A 19,002-nucleotide genomic window follows, 5' to 3' on the forward strand; every position below is an offset into this window, starting at 1 on the left:
GCGACCATGAATGAGGTACCCGTATGAGCACCACCTCCCCCACACCGGCCGAGGGAGAGCGACCCGCCGTCGCCGTCAGCGGTGTGACGAAGAGCTACGGCGGCCGGCGGGCCGTCGACGAGGTCACGCTGGAGGTCCGCCGCGGCGAGTTCTTCGGGCTGCTGGGCCCCAACGGGGCGGGGAAGTCGACCCTGGTGGAGATCATGGAGGGGCTGCGCCGGGCGGACTCCGGCACCGTCTCGGTGTTCGGCGCGTCCCCGTGGCCCCGCAACACCGCGCTGCTGCCCCGCATGGGGGTGCAGACCCAGTCCTCGGCGTTCTTCGTGCGGCAGACCGTCCACGAGCACCTGCGCACCGTGGCCGCCCTGTTCGGCGCCGATCCCGCGGCCGTCGACACCACCCTGGAGTCCGTCGGCCTGGGCGGGCGGCACGGGGTGCGGGTCGACAGCCTCTCCGGCGGCCAGCGCCAGCGGCTCGCCATCGCCTCCGCCCTGGTCCACGGACCCGAACTGATCTTCCTGGACGAACCGACCGCCGCCCTCGACCCGGAGGGCCGACGGGACCTGTGGGAGGTGCTGCGCGGGCTGAAGGCGCGGGGCCGGACCATCGTCTACACCACGCACCACCTCGACGAGGCCGAGGCGCTCTGCGACCGCGTCGGCATCCTGGTGGACGGCCGGCTCGTCGTCACCGACGAACCCCAGCACCTCATCGGCACCTTCGGCGCCGGCAGCCGGATGCTGGTCCCGCTCGGCCGGATCGGCGAACGCGAGGCCGCGGCCCTGCCGGGCGTGGAGGCCGTCACCGTGCAGGGCGGCCACCTGGTGCTGGAGACCCGCGCCACCGGCCGGGTCCTCGCCGCGCTCGACGCCGTGACCGGACTGGAGGGTGTGCAGACCCGCACCCCCAGCCTGGAGGACGTCTACCTCGACATCACCGCCCGGCGGCCGGGCCGGACTCCCGCCGCCGCCGAGAACCAGGAGCAGCAGGCATGAGCGCCTACTCCGCGCTGACCGCGGCGGGCTACCGCGCCCAGGTCCGGGACCGGACGACCGTCTTCTTCACCTTCGCCTTCCCGCTGATCTTCCTCGTCGTCTTCGGGCTGATCTTCCGCGGGCGCGACGTGGAGGAGAGCGGCTACTCGTACCTCTCCTACACCGCCTCCGGGGTGCTCTCCTGGGGCGTCGCCAACGCGGCCGTCTTCGGCATCGGCTTCACCCTGATGCAGTGGCGGGTCGACGACATCCTGCGCATGATCCGCATGTCGCCCGCCCCGCTCTCCTCCGTCATCGGCTCCCGCTTCGTGCTCGCCCTGGTGGTGGGGGCGGTGCAGTCCGTGCTCTTCGTCGGGGTGGCGATGCTCCCCGGGTTCGACCTCGTGCCGGACTCCCGATGGCCGCTGCTGATCCCCGTGATGATCCTCGGGATCATCACCTTCCTGATGCTCGGCGTCATCATCGGCAGCGTCGCCGACACCCCGGAGTCGGTCGCCGGGATCGCCAACTTCCTGATGCTGCCGATGGCGTTCCTGTCCGGTTCGTTCTTCCCGCTGGACTCGATGCCGGACTGGCTGCGGAAGCTCTCCCTGGTCATGCCGCTGCGCTATCTGAACGACGCGGTCTCGGGCTCGCTGACCGGGCGCGGCGACCTCTCCGACATCGCGGCCGGCTGCGCCGGGCTGCTCGTCTTCACCGTCGTCCTCGGCGCGGTGGCGATGCGCACCTTCCGCTGGACGAAGACCTCATGAGCACCGCGACGCGCCCGCTGCCGGGCCCCGGCTCCCCGGACGCGCGCCCCGCGCCGCCGCTCCCGCATCCGATGGAGGAGGCCCGCGGCGCCCTCCAGACCTTCCTGGACGGCCGCTTCGGCACCGGGGCCCCGCGCGTGGTGCCGGTCGGCGCCGTCGGCACCGGGGCCGGGGACGCCGGTGCCGCGGACCCGTGGGCGGCGGAGCGCCCGGCGGCGCGGGTGCACCTCACCGCCTCCGCGGTCCTGCTCGGCCCCTGGGGCGGCGACGGCACCGCCCCCGCCTGCGGACGCTGCCTCGCCGTCCGCTGGCAACGGCTGCGCAGCCGCAGCGAGCGCAACGCCCTGGAGACCGGCGGCCCCGACGGCCCCCGCCCGGCCGGGGCGTGGCCGCTGCTCACCGGACACCTCCGGGACACCGTGGCCGCGCTGTGCGAGGCCCTGCGGGGCGCCGCCGGGCCCACGCCCCCGGCGACCGGACCGGCGGACCGGGCACTGCCCCAGGTGACCCGGGTCGACGCGACCACCCTGCTGGTCAGGACGTTCCCGCTGCTCGCCGATCCGCTCTGCCCGGACTGCGGGCCCCCGGCCCGGCGCCAGCCCCCGGACACCACCGGGCCGTTCGCCGGGGACCCGGTCCTCAAGCCGGACCCCGGCACCTACCGGGTCCGCTCCGCCTTCGCCCACCCGCTGCCCACCGACGCCCTGGCCAACCCGGTCTGCGGCGCCCTCGGGGCGGGCACCTGGACCGACGTCACCTCGTCCACCACCGCGCCGGTGGCGGGCAGCGTCTTCATCCGCGGGTACGCGGGGCTCCACGACGTGACGTGGAGCGGACAGGAGAGCTCCTTCGACACCAGCCGCCGACTGGCCTACCTGGAGGGCCTGGAGCGGTACGCGGGCACCCACCGCCGGGGCGGCGCCGCCCCGGTCGTCGGCTCCTACGACGAACTGCGGGCCGACGCCGTCGACCCCGCCGTGTGCGGTCTGTACGCCGAGGAGACCTACCGGGACGATCCCGCCGTGGCCCCCTTCGACCCGGGCCGCCCCATCCCCTGGGAGTGGGGCTGGTCGCTGCGCGACGAACGCCCGGTGCTGGTGCCGTCCCGGCTCGTCTACTACAGCATCCCGTTGGCCGGCGACAACTTCGTCTTCGAGTGCTCCAACGGCTGCGCCATCGGCGGCGGTGCCCAGGAGGCGGTGCTGGGCGGGCTGCTGGAACTGGTCGAGCGCGACTCGTTCCTCAACGGCTGGTACGGGGCGGCCCCGCTGACCCGCGTCGACCTGCGGACGGTGGGCGGGTCCGCCTCCGCCGCCCTGGCCGAACGCGCCGCCCTGCAGGGCTACGACGTACGGGTCTTCGACAACCGGATCGACCTGGCGGTCCCGGCCGTCACCGTCGTCGGCGTCCGCCGGGACGGGGGCCCCGGCACCCTCTCCTTCGCCGCGGCGGCCTCCCTGGACCCGAGGTCCGCCATCGAGGGCGCCCTGTCCGAGGTGCTGAGCTACATCCCGCACCTGGCCCGGCAGACCGCGGAGCGCCGCGCCGAACTGGAGGCGATGGCGGACGACTTCTCCCTGGTGCGGCATCTCAAGGACCACCCCCAGCTCTACGGGCTGCCCCGGATGGCCGAGTACGCGCGCGCCTATCTGGAGCCGTCCGAGGCGCTCCCCTTCGACGAGGTGTACCGGGACTGGGAGGACCGGCTCCGGCCGCGCACCCGCGACCTTAGCGACGATGTCGCCGTGGTCCGGGACGAGTTGGTGCGGGCGGGCCACGACGTCATCGTCGTCGACCAGACCTCGCCCGAGCAGGAGCGGATGGGGCTGCGCACCGTCAGCACCGTCGTTCCGGGGCTGCTGCCGATCGACTTCGGCTGGAACCGTCAACGCGCCCCGCACATGCCCCGGTTGCGCATTGCCCAGCGCCGGGGCGGCCTCCGGGACCGGGACCTCACGGACGCGGAGATCCGCCGCGCCCCGCATCCCTTCCCCTGAACCCCCTTCCGTCTCCCGGGCCTTGGCCGTGTTCCGGCCGGGCCCGGCCGTCCCCCGGAGCGGCCGATGACCCCGCCGTCCCCCCCGCACCCTCCCCCGCCGCGGCCACCGGCCGGCCGCGCCACCGCGCTCCCGCCCGGCACCGCGCCCGGCGGGACACCGCCCCGCCTCCTCCCGGCGGCCGCCCTACCGCGCCCGGGAGCGGGGCGGGCCGGTCCGCCGCCGGCCGCCCCGTCAGCGGCGGAGCCGTCCACGGGCGGCCCTTCACCGGTCAGCCCCTCACCGGGCGGTCCGTCGTCGGGCGGCCCTTCACCGGGCGGTCCGTCAGCGGCCGTTCCGGCGCCGGACGGGAGCCGGCCGGAGGCCGCCCGGACGGGCGGGGGGCCGAAGGGCGGTCCGTCCGGGGGCGCGGCGCCGACGGCCGGGGCATGCCTCCTCACCCGGGCCGGAGAGGTGCTGCGGCCCGCCCTGGCCCTCTACCTCGACCTGCACGCCCACCCGGAGACCTCCGGGCACGAGGCGCGCACCGCGGGCCGGTTCGCCGAACGGCTCGCGGCGGCGGGCTGCGAGGTCACCCGGGGCGTGGGCGGGCACGGAGTCGTCGGCGTCCTGCGCAACGGCGACGGCCCCCGTGTCTGGCTGCGGGCGGAACTCGACGCCCTCCCGGTCCGTGAGCGGACCGGGCTGCCCTACGCCAGCGACTCCGGCGCCATGCACGCCTGCGGGCACGATCTGCACCTGGCCGCGGCGGCCGGCGCCACCGATCTGCTCGCCCGGCTCCGCGACCGCTGGCGGGGCACCCTGGTGGTGCTCGGCCAGCCCGCCGAGGAGACCCTGACCGGTGCCGAGGCCATGCTCCGCGACGGCCTGTACGAGCGGTTCGGCCGGCCCGGGGCCGTCCTCGCCCAGCACGCCGCGCCGCTGCCCTCCGGCACGGTGGCGCACACCCCGGACGGGACCCCGGTGACGGGGGCGGGCGCGGTGCTGGAGGTGGTGCTGCACGGCCGGGGCGGTCACGCCGCCACCCCGGGGCTCGCCCTGGACCCGGTGGTCACCGCCGCCGCCGTCATCACCCGGCTGCACAACCTGACCGCCCGCACGGGCCCGCACGCCGACCGGATGGCCCTCAACGTGGGGATGGTCCGGGCCGGTACGGCGGCCAACGTCGTCCCGGAGAGCGCCGCGCTCGGCGTCGGGCTCCGCGCCCGTGCCGACGCCGACCTCGACCGGCTGCTGACGGCGGTGCACCGCGCCGTCCACGCGGAGAGCGCCGCCTCGGGGGCACCCCGGGAACCGGAGGTGCGGGTGGTGTCCCGCTCGGCGGCCCTGCGCTCCGACCTGACGGCCACCGAGTCGGTGCGCCGGGCCCAGGCCGGACTGCTGGGGGCCTCCCGCGTGCTGCCCTGGCCAGGCTCGCTGGCCACGGAGGACTTCCCCCTGTTCGGCGACGCCGGGGCCCGGTTCCACGGGCAGCGCGGGATCCCGCTGGTCTACTGGATGCTGGGCGTCGCGGACCCCGGACGCCCGGCCCCGGACCGGGCCGCCGCCCCGGCGGGCGCACCGACGGACACACCGGCGCCGGGCCGGGAGGCCCCGCCCGGCACGTCGGCCGCACCGGCCCCGCCGGCCCCGAACCACTCCCCCCGGTTCGCGCCCCACATCGGCAGCGCGCTGCGCCCCGCCGTCGCCGGGCTGGCCGCCGCGGCGCTGGACCGGTTCGCGGCGGGGTGAGCGGGCGCGGCGAACGGCCGGAGGGGCGAGCGAGCGGAAGGGACCGGTGACCGGAAGGGGCGGGTCCGCGACGCGTGGGCCCGCCCCTGCGGAGCGGCCGGACGGACCGGCGGAACGCCCCCGCGAACCGGACCCCGAGCCGCGTCCGCCGCCCCCGCGGACCCGGCCTCACCCTCCCCCACCTGGGGCGGAACACTTTTCCCCAGGCGTACGGCCCCGTTCGTCCACAGGGCTCGAACGGCGTTGTCAGTGTCCTGTCCTAGAGTTCCCCGCACTTGATCACTGCGGTGCGGGGAGGCACGTATGGGGTGGGTCTCGGCGGGCGACTACGAGGTCGCTCTGGAGGACGGGAGGGTGGTCTGCCGCAACGCGGCGGGGCGGCGGCTGAAGTCGGTGCCCGCCAAGCTCGCGGACGACCCGGCGGTCGTCGGTCTGCGGCAGCTCACCGAATGGCTGGAGCGGCACGAGCGCCAGTGCCTGGCCGACGTGGAGCGCTGGATGGTGCGTTCCCTCCCGGTGCCCCTCGACGTCCTCACCCGCGTCTGGCCCGACCCCGCCTGGCGCTCGGCCCTGCGCGACCTCGTGGTCAGCGGCGCCGACGGCCGGGTCGCCGGCTTCCTGCGCGACGCCGACCCCGAGCGCGGCCTCGGCCTCGTCGACCTCGACGGGGACACCGTGCGCATCGCCCCCGGCCTCGTCCGGCTGCCCCACCCGGTCCTGCTGGAGGACCTGGAGGAGCTGCGGGAGTTCGCCGTGGAGCTGGGCGTCGAGCAGCGGGCCCAGCAGCTCTTCCGCGAGGTGTGGTCCCGCCCCGCCGCGCTGGACGCCGAGGCGACCTCCGTCGAGGAGTACGCGGGCGGCGCCTTCAAGCAGCAGCGGTTCCTGCACGGCCGGGTCGCCCAGCTCGGCTACCGCGTGCGCGGCGGCAACGCGATCTGCTCCGTGCGCGAGGACGGCCGGGCGGTCGAGGCCCGCGTCTGGGTCGGCGACTACGACGGCTACGACGACGCGGAGACCGGTCCCCTGATGTGGACCGACCCCGCGGGACGGGTGCTGAAGCTCGGTCTGATCGGGCCGGTGGCCTGGTCCGAGGGCATGCGCATGGCGGCGGCGCTGTACGCCGGACGGGACATCGAGGACGAGGAGCGGGCGGCATGAGCGTCACCCAGGACCAGAGCACGGCCGGCACCGCCCGGCGACCCGCCGCCCCCGACGACGCGGCCGTCGCCGCGCTGCTGGACGCCGGGGCCGTCCTGCCCTCCGGCAGCAGCACCGGCGAGGACGCCGACGTCCTCACCGTCCGCGCCTACACCCACCCGGCGCTGGGCGACCGCCGCGTCGTGCGGCTCGTGCCGGGCACCCTCGGCGAGGCCGAGGACCTCGCGCTGGACTTCCTCGGCCTCGTCCGCGAGCGGGAGACCCCCGAGGTGGGGCAGGTCCGCCGGGAGACCCTCGGCTTCCCCGCGTGGGCGCTGGTCAACGACCCGGCCAACGGACACCACGCGCTGGCCCTGGTCAAGGACGTCGAGCGGCTCGCGCGGCAGGCCAAGTCCCGTCCCGGCACGGCGAAGGAGGGCTTCGAGGCGCTCGGGGACCGGCTCGGCCGGGCCGTCCCGCACTTCCTGCCCACCTTCTACGAGCAGGCCGCCCGGGTCTTCCTCGAACACGACAACTCCACCTACGCCGCGGCCTTCTTCGGCAAGGCCCGAGACGCCGAGCGGGTGCACGCCCTCACCGTCGACGAGGAGCGGCAGCGCGCCGTCTTCCTGGAGTTCGCCTTCGCGGGCGCGCTGACGGTCAAGGCGCTGAAGCAGCACGTGCGGGACCTGTCGGGCCGGCTGCGGGCCGAGGACGCCTGGACGCAGTTCCGGCAGCTCACCGTGGAGCGCTGCGCCGCCGGCATGCCGCCCTACGCCTCGCTGCCGCAGGACGCCCGTGCGCTGATCAAGGCCGCCGGACTGGACCGGGCCGAGGCGGAGGGCGACCTCGTCGCCGATCTGCTGGCCTCGCCCGCCGCCGTCCGGGCGCCCGAGTCCTTCTGGACCGCCTACCGAGGGGTGCTGCCGGCGCTGGCCGCGCGGCGCCCGGAGGTGCGCGCCCGGCTCCTGGAGATCATGCCCGCCGCTCTGGACCGGGACGGCAGGGCGGACGAGTTCTGGCTGGAGCTGCTCGCCGAGTGCGGCGCGGACCGCCTGCTCACCGACGAGGACGGGACCGCCGTGGACGACCGGGGGAACCCGCCGGAGATCGACCCCGCGGGCTGGCTCACCCGCTGGGCCACCCACCGCAAGCACGGCGGCTCCCAGTCCGACCGCTCCCCCGCCACCCTCGCCCTGGTGGCGCGCATGGCGCCGCGGCTGCGTGCCGACGGACGCCCCGTCGACCTGTTCTCGGGCCGCTGGCGCGCGGGCGCCGACCTCGACCTGCTGGACCTGTGCGCGGCCGAGCGGATCCCGCTCACCCTCCCGGAGCCCGGCACCGACATCAGACTGGGTCTGGACCGCTGGGTGCGGGACAATCCGCCCGGCCACCGCGACCTGACCGCCTCGGCGGCGGACCCGAGGCTGCGGCCGATGCTGCTCGACGCCGTCGGCGGAGCCGGCCGCGACCGGGACACCTCGCGGGTGCTGAAGCACCTGGCCGGCCACCCCGTGCTCCGCGACGTGCTGCGCGAATGGCTGGACGGCACGGTCGCGCGGCTCACCGGCGCGGTGGGCCTGCCGGACGCGCGGACCACGCTGAACCTGCTCGCCCCCTACCGGGCGGTGGCCGCCGCGGTGAACCCGGAGGCGGTCGCCCGGGTCGCCGCGTACGAGATCGCGCCCCTGCTGGGCCGCACCCTGCGGGCCGGCATCATGGACGAACTGCACTGGCCCGCCCTGGAGCAGGCCCTGGGCCGGCTGCACGCCGAGGCGCCGCCGAAGGACCACGACAACACGCTGATCGTGAACGAGGCGTGGCCGAACCTGATCGTGAGCCGCGGCCGCAAGGCGATCGTCGTCGGCCCCGAGGGCATCCTCCTCGACCACGACCTGCGGCTCCCGGCCGACCTGGACCGCTGGCAGCGCCCGCAGTTCCGCTACACCGACGGTGAACTGCTGGTGCTGTGGTGGAAGGACTCCAAGCAGCAGGGCTACTGGTCCACCCGCCCGTCCGAGGTCGTCGCGCTCACCGGCGAGCAGGTGGCCTACCGTCGCTTCGACACCGGCGCGTCCTCGGTCCCGCTGGCCGCCGGGGGCCGGGCCACCGGCGGACGCGCCCTGCACGCCGGGGACACCGTGCTGCCCGCGTCCCGTTCGGTGCTCTCCGACGGCACGCTGCACTGGCGCCAGGGCTACCAGGGCAAGCGGCCCCTCTGGCTGGAGTACGACCCCGCGACCGGCACGCACGGCCGCGCGTCCCTGCCCGCCTTCCTCCGCTCCGGCGTGCTGGACGACACCACGCTCCTCCAGGACCGCTGCGAGATGCTGCCGCTGCTGCCGGGGCTGGAGGGCAGCCCGTTCGGCACCGACGGCACCGTCCTGGGCCGCTGGGTGCGCTCCGAGGACACCGGCGGCGAACAGCGCACCACCACGGGCACGCCCGACGGACGCACCGTCACCCTCGTCTCCTCCGGGCAGCGGCAGGTGCCGCTCGGTGCCCTGCGGCTGCCCGGTGGCGCGGAGCCCGTGGTCGCCCTGCGGCGGCGCGACGTCCGCCTGCTCGCCCCCGGCGAGGAGGGCAGCGAGCTGGGCTCGGTGACCCCCGGCGAGGAGGGCGGCTCCTACGCCGGAGGCACCCGGATGGTGCCCCCGATCGCCTTCTGGCACGCGCTGCGCCCCCGGGACGAGGAGGCGTCGGCGGTGCTGCGCGCCCTCGGCGACGACCGCGCGGCGGAGCTGCTGACCGAGGCGGCGCGGGCCCTGGACGAGCGCCGGGCGCTGGTCGCCGCCGCCAAGGAGAGCACGGCCGCGCGGCAGGACGGCGCCCGGGCCCCGGAGTCCGCCGGCCAGGGGAGCGTCCCCAGCGCCGAGGCCACCCTCCGGAGCGCGGTCTCCCGCACCCTGCCCGAGCTGTCCGACAAGCGGCTGGTCGCCGGGGTGGCGTCGCTGGTGAACCTGGCCCTCCAGGCCGCCGGTTCGGCCACCACGTTCGCGACCCCGCCCGTCGAGCGTCCCCAGCAGGAGCGCAAGCGGACCGAGGGCATGTTCGCGGAGTACCGCCCCGAGCACGGCGACGACCGGACGCTGCTCTCGGCCGTCGCCGGGATGACCTCCCTGTGGGGAGCGCACCGGAGCGACACCCAGTGGTACACGCTGCGCCAGATCCGCGCGGTGAACCACGTGTTCTCCGGCGGCCCCGCCGACGGAGTGCCGCTGCCCGGCCAGGCCCGGCACACCGCGTCCTCGGACGGCTGGGTCAGCGACGACCACACCGCGCCCCGGGCGGGTGTGCCCTGGCAGGCGCTGCTCCCCGCGCTGCGCGGGCTGGTCGTCCGGGCCGCGTCGCCGACCCTGCCGCAGGCCGAACGGGAGGCGCTGGTCCTGCTGTTCGAGGCGCTCGCCGAGGGGCCGCTCGCCTCGCCGGGAGGGGTGCTGCGCGAGATCGAACTGAGCGAGCCGCACGACCGGCAGCAGCGCGCGGGCCAGGTGCTGCGCCGTGACGGCCGCACGGTGGTCGTCCTCGACTCCGAGCGGGTCGACTACCGCACCGACCGCGTCCACTGGCAGGCCGTCGAGTACGACCCCGAGGGGCGGTTCGGCGCCGTCGCCCACTTCGCGCTGGAGCGGGAGGTCCGGTTCACCACCGTCCTGCCGGACGGCGGTCCGGCCGTCGCGGCCCGGCTGCTCCGGGAGAAGGGCACTGTCCCCTGGCAGGACGCCGCGCCGGCCGCGCTGATGGCCGAGACCGGCGACGCGGTGGGCCGCCTGCAGGCCACCGCGCTCCTCGCCGGACAGCCCGAGAAGCTCTCCCCCGAGGCGCTCCTCCTGGTGGGCCTGAAGCCCCGCCAGCTCGACGCGGCCAACGAGATGCTGGACACCCTGAGCGTCCAGGAACGGGCGGAGCTGGTCGGCGCCCTGCTGCCCGAGGAGACCGCCGGGCTCTGGACCGACGGTCCCGACCTGGCCCGGGCGGGCCGGGTGTGGGCCGAGCGCCACGGTTCCCTCGTCCGGGTGCCCGAGGAGCTGGCCGTGGGCCTGGACGGACTGTCGCTCGGCTCCGCCGAGGCGGTGCTCAACCCGGACCGCACCGCGTGGCTGAGCCGGATCACCACGCAGCGGCCGGACGAGGACGGGAATCTGGTCGCCGCGGACCCGCAGGCGATCCCCGCGGGCCGCACCGTGGAGCAGGCGGTCGCCGCCCTGGCCACCCTCGCCTACGCCCTGCCCTACGGGCATCCGATGCGCTCCGTGCTCCCCGAGGGCCTGGCCGCGCTGCGCCGTCGCTTCGAGGACCCGGGGCTGCTGCTCGACATGGGCATCGCGTGGACGGAGAAGGGCGGTTCCACCTCCGTCGAGATCCGCAAGGCGTACGGTCTGCCGGCCACCGGCGGCGCCGACGCGCACGGCACCACCTGGGCGGGTGCCGCGCTCGCCCTGCGCCCCTGGTACGGCGACCACGAGTCGGTGCTGATCCGGCCGTCGGCGCTGACCGGGCCGGACGACCCGGCCCTCGGGCTGCTCGACGGGCTCCTGGGCGCCGGACACGCGGCCCCGCGGACGCTGCGGGCGGTCCTCGGGGACGGTCTGGCCGACGCGGTCGCGGTCGGCCGGCCGGGTTCCGGCGGGCCGACGGGCGTCCCGCAGGACCCCACGGTCAGCGTGCCGGAACTCGTCGCCGAGGTCGCCTCGGCCCACGGTCTGGGCGAGGACGCGGCGGCGCTCTACCTCCAGCTGCTCGCCCTGCCCGATCCGACGGACCGCAACTGCGCCCGCTGGACGGGCTGGCGGCCCGCGCGGCTGAAGAAGGCCCGTGCCGAACTGGCCGCCAGCGGCCTGGTCGTGGAGGCGAAGCGGACGCGGGCCGGCCGCACCCTGTTCCTGCCCTGCGGATGGCACGACCTCAGGTCCCCGGCGCTGCCGCTGGAGATGTGGAAGGAGGGGCTGTACCCGATAGCCACCGGCCGCCGCACCGTGCCCGCGCTGCCGGTGCCCGAGCTGTTCACCCGCGCGTGGGCCCGGGTCCGCGCCGGTGACGCGCCCTCGTACGAGCAGCTCGTCACCCGCGCCACGCGCAAGGGCCGCCGCCGGTGAGCGCGGCCCGTGCCGGAGCCGTCCCGCGCTCCGGCGATGACCACCGTCCAGAATCCACCGGAAGTACGCCGATGACCACCACCGCCCCCGGTCCCGCCCGGCAGATCGTGCCGCCCGAGGACCTGTTCGCCACCGAACTGGCCTTCCTCGCGGCCCATGACGACGGGCCGCGACCGCCCTCCTGGCGGCTCACGCCGCGTGCCGTCGTCACGTTCGTGATGGGCAGCGGCGGCCGGGCGCTGCGGCTGCCGGACGACGCGGAGGTGCCCGAGGGCGTGCCGCGGCGACTGGTGGTCGGGGGCAAGTTCGTCGGCGACCGGGCACTGGTGGAGCGGTGTGTCGTCACCCTCGCCGGGGAGCGGGGCCTGCTGCTCGTCGGCGAGCCGGGAACGGCGAAGTCGATGCTGTCGGAGCTGCTGTCCGCGGCGGTGTGCGGGACGAGCGGCCTGGTCGTCCAGGGCACCGCGGGCACCACCGAGGACCAGCTCAAGTACGGGTGGAACTACTCCCTGCTGCTCGCGCAGGGTCCGAGCCGGCAGGCGCTGGTGCCGTCGCCCGTGCTGACGGCCATGACCCGGGGCGGCATCGCCCGCGTCGAGGAGGTCACCCGCTGTCTGCCGGAGGTGCAGGACTCCCTGGTGTCGCTGCTGTCCGAGCGGCGCATCGCGGTCCCCGAACTCGCGGGCGGCGAGGACTCCCTGGCCCACGCGGCGCCGGGGTTCAACCTGATCGCCACCGCGAACCTGCGCGACCGGGGCGTCTCCGAGATGTCCGCCGCGCTCAAGCGCCGTTTCAACTTCGAGACGGTCGGCCCCATCGGGGACCTGGACGCGGAGACGGCGCTGGTGCGCGGCCAGGCGCGGGCCTGTGTGGAGCGGGCGGGCGCCCCGTTCCGGGTCGACGACGCGGTGCTGGAGGCCCTGGTCGTGGCCTTCCGGGACCTGCGGGAGGGGCGGTCGGCCGAGGGCTGGGAGATCGAGCGGCCGTCGACGGTGATGAGCACCGCCGAGGCGGTGGCGGTGGCGGGCGCCCTGGGGCTGGCGGCGGCCTACTTCCCGGGTGACCGGGACGTGCTGGAGCTGCTGCCCGGGCATCTGCTCGGGGTGGTGCGCAAGGACGATCCCGCCGACGCGGCCCGGCTGCGCGGCTACTGGGACGGTCCGGTGCGGCGGCGCGCGGAGCAGGGTTCGGCCACCTGGCGCACCCTGTGGGACCTGCGCACGGTCCTGGAGGACTGACGCCCGTGTCCCCGATCCCGCGCCCCCGCCCCGCCCCGTCCGCGCCGCTCTCCCCGGAGGAGGCGGTGGCCGTCCTCGCGGACGACCCGGCGGCGCCGTACCTCATCGGCGTGCGGCACCACGCGCCCTCCCTGGCGGCGGCCGTGCCCGCGCTGCTGGACGCGGCCGGTCCGGACGTGCTGCTGGTCGAGCTGCCCGCCGAGATGCAGGAGTGGCTGCCCTGGCTGGGCCACGAGGAGACCCGGGCGCCCGTCGCCCTGGCCGCGGCGCCCTCGTCCGCGGCGGGGGGCGCGGGTCCGGCGTTCTACCCGTTCGCCGACTTCTCCCCCGAGCTGGCCGCGGTGCGCTGGGCCTCGCGGCACGGTGTGCCGGTCGTGGCCTGCGACCTGCCGCTGGCCGACCGGGCGTGGGCGGCGGGCCGCCGGGGCCCGGACGGCGGCCCGCCCGGGCCCTCCGGCCCCCCGTCCGCGGTGCCGGGTCCCCCGGAGGACGGGAGCACCGGGGAGCCGGAGGACGGGAGCGCCGCGGCCGCCGAGCCGTGGCGGGCGGGGGTGGGGGCCGCGCTGCGGTCTCGGCTCACCGGCCGCCCCGGCGAGGACCTCTGGGACCGGCTGGTGGAGGCCACCGCCCCGGGGTCACCGCCCGAGGCGCTGCGCAGGGCCGCCCTCCTGACCGGGTGGGCGCTGCGCGAGGAGGCCGCGGCGGCGGGCGGGGTGCCCGAGCTGGATCTGCGCCGGGAGGAGTGGATGCGCTCCCGGCTGTCCGCCGCCACCGCGCGCGGGGAGCGCGCCGCCGTCGTCGTCGGCGCCTTCCACGCCCCGGCCCTGGCGGCCGTCGCGGTCCGGGAGGCGGGGCAGGCGCGGGCCGCGGCCGGGGAGCCCGGGGCCGGGGTCTCGGGCGCGGTCCGGGACGCGGGGTGGACGACCTCGCTGATCCCGTACGCCTACGCGCTGCTGGACGAGCGGTCGGGTTATCCGGCGGGCATCCGGGACCCGGAGTGGCAGCACCGGGTGCTGCGGGCCGCGGGCGATCCCGCCGCCCTGGAGGAGGCGCTGACCGGCGCCGCCGTACGGGTGTGCGCGGAGCTGCGCGGTCTCGGCCACCCCTCGGGACCGGCGGACGCACGGGAGATCGCCCGTTTCGCCGCCGACCTCGCCCGGCTGCGGGGGCTGCCCGCGGCGGGCCGGGGCGAGCTGGTGGAAGCGGTGCAGACGGTGCTCGCCCAGGGCGAGCCGTACGGCAGGGGCCGGGCCGTCGCGCGGGCCATGGAGCGGGTGCTCGTCGGCACCCGCACCGGGCGCCCCGCGCCCGGCGCCCCCCGCAGCGGTCTGGTCCCCGCGGTCGAGGCCGAGGTCGCGGAGCTGGGCCTGCCCGGCCCCGGCACCACCGGCCCCGCCCGGGACCTGCGGCTGGACCCGCTCCGGTCCGGTACGGACCGGCGGCGCGATCTGCTGCTGCGGCGGCTGTCGGTGTGCGGGGTGCCGTACGCGGAACCGAAGGAGGTGGCCGGGGCGGGCGGCGCGGAGGCGCTGACCACCCGCTGGGAGGTGCGCTGGACACCGGCGACCGCGGCGATGCTGTCGGCGGCCGGGGTCCGGGGTGTCACGCCCGCGCAGGCGGCCGAGGGCGTCCTGCGGGAGCGGTGGCGGGCGGAACGGGACGAGGGCGGCCCGACGGCGGAGCAGACCCTGGAGGGCCTTCACCGGGCGGCCGGGTGCGGCCTCCCGGAGCTGACGGACGCGCGGCTCGCGGAGGCGGCCGAGGTGCTGCCCCGGGCGGCCTCCCTGTCCGGACTGCTGGGCGGGCTCGCGCTGCTGGACCGGCTGCGGGCGGGCCATGTCGCCGGGCTGCCCGCGTCGGAGGACCGGACGGCGCGGGCCGTCGCCCTGGCCGAGCTGCTGACGGCGGCGGCGGTGCGCCAGGTGGACGGTCTCACCGGTTCCGAGGACCCGGCGGACGCGCACGCCCTGCTGGAGCTGGCCCACCGGGCGGACGTGTCCGGCGGGGTGCGGCTGGCCGGCGCGCTGGCCCGGCTGGCCCGGGACGGCTCCCCGCTGATGCGGGGCGCGGCCGGAGCCGTCCGGGTGCTGCTGGGCCACGAGGACCCCCGGGTCCTGGGCGACCGGGTCGCCGCCTGGCTCGACACGGCGGGCGACGCGGTGTCGCGGTCGGCGCTGACCGCCCGGCTGACCGGGCTGCTGACGGCCGCCGGTCCGCTGCTGGAGTCGGCCGCTCCCGCGCTGGACCCGCTGCTCGACCGGGTGTCCGAGCTGGCCGACCGGGAGTTCCTGGACCGGCTCCCGGCGTTGCGCGGCGGCTTCGACGCACTGAGTCCGGCCGCCCGGGAACGGCTGCTGTCCGCCGTCGAGGAGCGGCTGGACACCGGACATCTCGCCGACACCGCAGGGGTGGATCCCGTCGCCCTGGCGCTGTGGACCGGGGCGGACCTCACCGCCCGGACGGCCCTCGGCGCCCTGGGGCTGCTGCCCGCGCCGGCCACCGCCGGGCCCGCCCCGGCGGACGACACGGCGTCCGTCCCGGGCACCGCGCCCGACGGGACCGTCACCACCGCGGCGGCCGCCATCGGGGCGGCTCCTCCCGCCGGGCCCGGCGCGTCGGGCGGTCCGGCCCCGTCCGCCACGGCCGCTGTTCCCGGCGAGGCCGCCGTCCCCGGCATGTCCGGCGGTCCGGAGGGGTCCGGCACCGGTGCCCCCGGGCGCGGGGGTGTCGATGCTCCCGGCACCGGTGCCGAGGATGCCTCAGGTGCCACAGGGGCCGGGGCTGCCGCCGCCGAGGAGCGGTGGCTGGCCCCCGCCGACCGCTGGCGGCTGGTGCTGGGCCGCCGTTCCGACCGGCTGCCGCCGTCCGCGGCGGCCCTCGCCACCGCCCTGGACGAGCTGTACGGCAACGGCCGCGGCGAGGGCAGCAGGGGCGAGCTGACCGGCCGCGGGGGCGTGGGCGGCCGGGAGGCCCCCTACCCCGGGGTCCGGGAGTGGTCGGAGGAGCTGGCGGCGCTGTTCGGTCCGGGCATCCGTGAGGAGGTCCTCGCGGCGGCGGCCGACGCGGGCCGCTCGGACGTCCTGGCCGAACTGGACGCGGAGAGCGTCCGCCCCTCCGTCGACCTGCTGCGCACGGTGCTGCGGCACGCGGGCGGCCTGCCCGAGGCGCGGCTGGCCGCGCTGCGACCCCTGGTGCGGCGGCTGGTCGAGGCGCTGACCCGGCAGTTGTCGACCCGGCTGCGCCCCGCGCTGCACGGCACGGTGCTGCCGCGCCCCAGCCGCCGGCCGGGCGGCGGTCTGGACCTGCCCAGGACACTGCGGGCCAACCTGGCCTCGGCGCGCCGTGCGCCGGACGGCACGGTCCGGGTGGTCCCGGAGCGTCCCGTCTTCCGCAGCCGGGCCCGGCGGGCCGCCGACTGGCGGCTGGTGCTGGTGACGGACGTGTCGGGCTCGATGGAGGCGTCCACGGTGTGGGCCGCGCTGACGGCGTCGGTGCTGGCCGGGGTGCCCACGCTGTCCACGCACTTCCTGGCCTTCTCGACGGAGGTCATCGACCTCACGGACCACGTCGAGGACCCGCTGTCGCTGCTGCTGGAGGTCAGCGTGGGCGGCGGCACCCACATCGCGGCGGGGCTGCGGCACGCCCGGGAGCTGGTCACCGTGCCCTCGCGCACGCTCGTCGTGGTCGTCAGCGACTTCGAGGAGGGGTATCCGCTGGGCGGTCTGCTCGCCGAGGTGCGGGCGCTGGTCGGGGCCGGGTGCCACGTGCTGGGCTGCGCCAGCCTCGACGACTCCGGGCGCCCCCGGTACTCCACCGGCGTGGCGGGGCAGCTCGTCGCGGCGGGCATGCCGGTCGCCGCCCTCAGTCCGCTGGAACTCGCCCGCTGGGTAGGGGAGAAGATCTCATGAACGCGCACCTTCCGCCGGTCGATCCGGCGGTCACCGCCGAACTCGTCGCGGCGCTGACGCCCCGGCTGCGCAAGCGGCTGGACGCGGGCGTCGCCAAGGTGGCCGCCCGGCCCGCGGTCCGGGACGGGGACGTGGTGCGGATCGCCGTCGACAACGACACGGACCTCGAACTCCACGCGCCCGGCGGCGCGGTGACGGACGCCGGGGCGATCCGCTGCGGGTGCCTGCTGGCGCCGGACTGCCTGCACCGCGCGGCGGCTGCCTCGGCGGCGCCGGTCGCGGACCCCGCCGAGTACCCGGCCGCCGAGGGCGCGGGAGGGGACGCGGCCGGCGCCCCGGCGGCGGAGCCTTCGCCGTCCGGGGCGCCGGGCCCCCCGGACGGGACCGCACCCGGCCCGGGGGAACCGGCGGCCACCGCACCGGGTCCGGCCGACGGCGCGCCGGGCCCGGACCGGGTGCCGTCGACGGCACCCGGGCGCGCAGCCTCCGCCGCGGGCACGGGCGCGGCGGGCCGGACCCGTGCCGGCTCCCCCGGCTGCCCCCGCTCCCCCGGCTCTCCCGACTCCCCCCACTCTCCCGGTACGGACCCGGCCGACCCCGGACCCGGCCCCGGGGCGACCCCCGCGCAGCGGGACGCCGCCCGGGCCCTGCGCGACGCGGCGACCGCCGTCCTGGAGGCCGGCGCGGACGGGGCCGGTGCCGTGCTCCAGGCCGAGCTGCTGCGCGCGGCGCACACCGCGCGGCTCGCGGGACTGCCGAGAGCGGCCGGACGCGCCGTCGCCGTCGTCACGGCGGTGCGCGCGGCCCGGAGCGGCGATCCCTCCCACCGGCTGGCGGACCTGGCCGCCGGGCTCCGCGACGTCCTGGCCGCCGCCCACCGCCTCCCCCTCGCGACCGGCCCGGAGCTGGCCGAGTTGCGCGGCGCGGCGCGGCAGCCGTACACCCCGGACGGCTCGCTGCGGCTGTACGGGCTGTTCTCCGAACCCGTCCTCACCACCAGCGGGTACGCGGGCGCGGTCACCTGGACCGCCGACGCCCGGGGCAGGCTCTGCACGGTGTCCGACGTCGCCCCGGGCGGCGCGGGCCGGGCGACGGGCGCCGCCGACCGCGCGGTGCGGATCGGGGACACCACCCTGACCCACCGGGAGCTCTCCCGCGCGGGGCTCGCGGTGTCCGGCGCGACGGTCTCCCCGACGGGGCGGCTCGGAGCGGGTGCGGGCGTACGGGCGGTGCGCGCCTCCGGGGTCGCCTGGCACGAGGAGCCCCTGGACCGGCTGTGGGCGGTGCCGGTGGCCGAGCAGGTCTCCCGGGCCCTGACGTCCGGTCAGGACCTGCTGTTCCTCGACGTGACGACGGCCGGGACGGTGCGCGAGGCGGCGGGCGAGTGCCTGGTGGCCCACTGCGGCGAAGTGGCGGTGCGGCTGGCCGCCGCCCACGACGACCCGGCGCTGCCGTACCGGGAGAACCTGCGGCTGCTCGCCTCCGCCGGTGGCCTCCGGCTGCGGGTGATCGCCCGTCTCACCCCCGGTCCGGTGCCGCGGGCGCTGCTGCTGGCGGCCGGTCATCCCACCGACCCCGGTGTCCGGGTGGACCTGGGGCTCGACCGGCTGCGCCGCGCGGACCTCCCGCCATCCCCGGCACCGGCGGCGCCCCTCGCGCCGCCGGGCGACGAGGCGCCCCTGCATCTGCTGCGCCGCCGGGTCCATCAGGCCGTCTCCGGCGGACGGCGGGTGCTGGCCTTCTCCGGCCACCGCGAGGACGCGGACGGCGCGCGGCTGCGCCGCAACGGTCTCACGACCGCCGGTGACCTCCTGGACGAGCTGCGCGGGGCCGCCGCGGACCGCGGGCGGGACCCCTTCGGCCGGCTGCTGCCCGCCGACGCCGGGCGGTTCTCCCGGGCGTGGCTGGCCGCCTCGGTGTACACCGAGGAGCTGGACCGCGCGCTCTGCGCCGCCTCCTGGGGCACGGCGCCCCTCCGCCCGACGCCCCTCCACCCGGCGGCCCCCGTTCCGGCGGGGCGGGACGCGGCACCGGGTGCGGCCGGGGCACCGCCGCCGGCGGTGCCGGGAACGGACGGCTGACCGGCGGGGACGACGGTCCGCGTCGCACCCCGCGACACGGACCGCCACCGGACCGTCCCGCCGGAGG

General features: G+C 77.7%; 9 protein-coding genes. All 9 read left to right on the forward strand.

Features of this window, described 5'->3' with window-relative positions:
- Positions 1-23 precede the first annotated feature (23 nt).
- The 9 genes from ACZ7LB_RS20940 to ACZ7LB_RS20980 all read left to right on the forward strand — a co-directional run bounded on the left by ACZ7LB_RS20940 (position 24) and on the right by ACZ7LB_RS20980 (position 18,935).
- Positions 24-995 (forward strand): ABC transporter ATP-binding protein, encoded by a 972-nt coding sequence (locus ACZ7LB_RS20940; protein ID WP_471470171.1) that lies wholly within the window; start codon positions 24-26, stop codon positions 993-995.
- Positions 992-1,747 carry an ABC transporter permease gene (locus ACZ7LB_RS20945; protein ID WP_471470173.1) on the forward strand — a complete coding sequence of 252 codons (756 nt, stop codon included), beginning with the start codon at positions 992-994 and terminating at the stop codon, positions 1,745-1,747. The genes ACZ7LB_RS20940 and ACZ7LB_RS20945 overlap by 4 nt, the downstream gene beginning before the upstream one ends.
- A complete protein-coding gene (locus ACZ7LB_RS20950) occupies positions 1,744-3,744 on the forward strand; it encodes a TOMM precursor leader peptide-binding protein (protein WP_471470175.1) in 2,001 nt (666 codons plus the stop codon). Before ACZ7LB_RS20945 ends, ACZ7LB_RS20950 begins: the two co-directional genes overlap by 4 nt.
- Before the next feature lie 453 nt (positions 3,745-4,197).
- Entirely contained in the window at positions 4,198-5,475 is a 1,278-nt protein-coding gene (locus ACZ7LB_RS20955) for an amidohydrolase (protein ID WP_471470177.1), read from the forward strand.
- 303 nt (positions 5,476-5,778) lie between these two features.
- Positions 5,779-6,633, forward strand: coding sequence for a DUF4132 domain-containing protein (locus ACZ7LB_RS20960; RefSeq protein ID WP_471470179.1), 855 nt, complete (start codon positions 5,779-5,781; stop codon positions 6,631-6,633).
- Positions 6,630-11,708, forward strand: a complete 5,079-nt coding sequence (locus ACZ7LB_RS20965) for a hypothetical protein (protein WP_471470181.1) — start codon at positions 6,630-6,632, stop codon at positions 11,706-11,708. Before ACZ7LB_RS20960 ends, ACZ7LB_RS20965 begins: the two co-directional genes overlap by 4 nt.
- A gap of 71 nt (positions 11,709-11,779) precedes the next feature.
- Positions 11,780-12,946, forward strand: coding sequence for an ATP-binding protein (locus ACZ7LB_RS20970; protein ID WP_471470183.1), 1,167 nt, complete (start codon positions 11,780-11,782; stop codon positions 12,944-12,946).
- Complete coding sequence (locus ACZ7LB_RS20975) at positions 12,943-16,854, forward strand: DUF5682 family protein (protein ID WP_471470388.1); 3,912 nt, start codon at positions 12,943-12,945, stop codon at positions 16,852-16,854. Before ACZ7LB_RS20970 ends, ACZ7LB_RS20975 begins: the two co-directional genes overlap by 4 nt.
- The gene (locus tag ACZ7LB_RS20980) at positions 16,851-18,935 is read left to right on the forward strand and encodes a hypothetical protein (protein WP_471470185.1); all 2,085 of its coding nucleotides are present in this window, start codon (positions 16,851-16,853) and stop codon (positions 18,933-18,935) included. The genes ACZ7LB_RS20975 and ACZ7LB_RS20980 overlap by 4 nt, the downstream gene beginning before the upstream one ends.
- Positions 18,936-19,002 lie beyond the last annotated feature (67 nt).

This window comes from Streptomyces sp. NPDC107521, from assembly GCF_055598485.1.

What these genes read in the sequence shown, in the direction of transcription:
- ACZ7LB_RS20965 (WP_471470181.1), top strand. Translation starts at nt 6,630, where the DNA reads ATGAGCGTCACCCAGGACCAGAGCACGGCCGGCACCGCCCGGCGACCC.
- ACZ7LB_RS20950 (WP_471470175.1), top strand. Translation starts at nt 1,744, where the DNA reads ATGAGCACCGCGACGCGCCCGCTGCCGGGCCCCGGCTCCCCGGACGCG.
- ACZ7LB_RS20970 (WP_471470183.1), top strand. Translation starts at nt 11,780, where the DNA reads ATGACCACCACCGCCCCCGGTCCCGCCCGGCAGATCGTGCCGCCCGAG.
- ACZ7LB_RS20945 (WP_471470173.1), top strand. Translation starts at nt 992, where the DNA reads ATGAGCGCCTACTCCGCGCTGACCGCGGCGGGCTACCGCGCCCAGGTC.
- ACZ7LB_RS20940 (WP_471470171.1), top strand. Translation starts at nt 24, where the DNA reads ATGAGCACCACCTCCCCCACACCGGCCGAGGGAGAGCGACCCGCCGTC.
- ACZ7LB_RS20980 (WP_471470185.1), top strand. Translation starts at nt 16,851, where the DNA reads ATGAACGCGCACCTTCCGCCGGTCGATCCGGCGGTCACCGCCGAACTC.
- ACZ7LB_RS20960 (WP_471470179.1), top strand. Translation starts at nt 5,779, where the DNA reads ATGGGGTGGGTCTCGGCGGGCGACTACGAGGTCGCTCTGGAGGACGGG.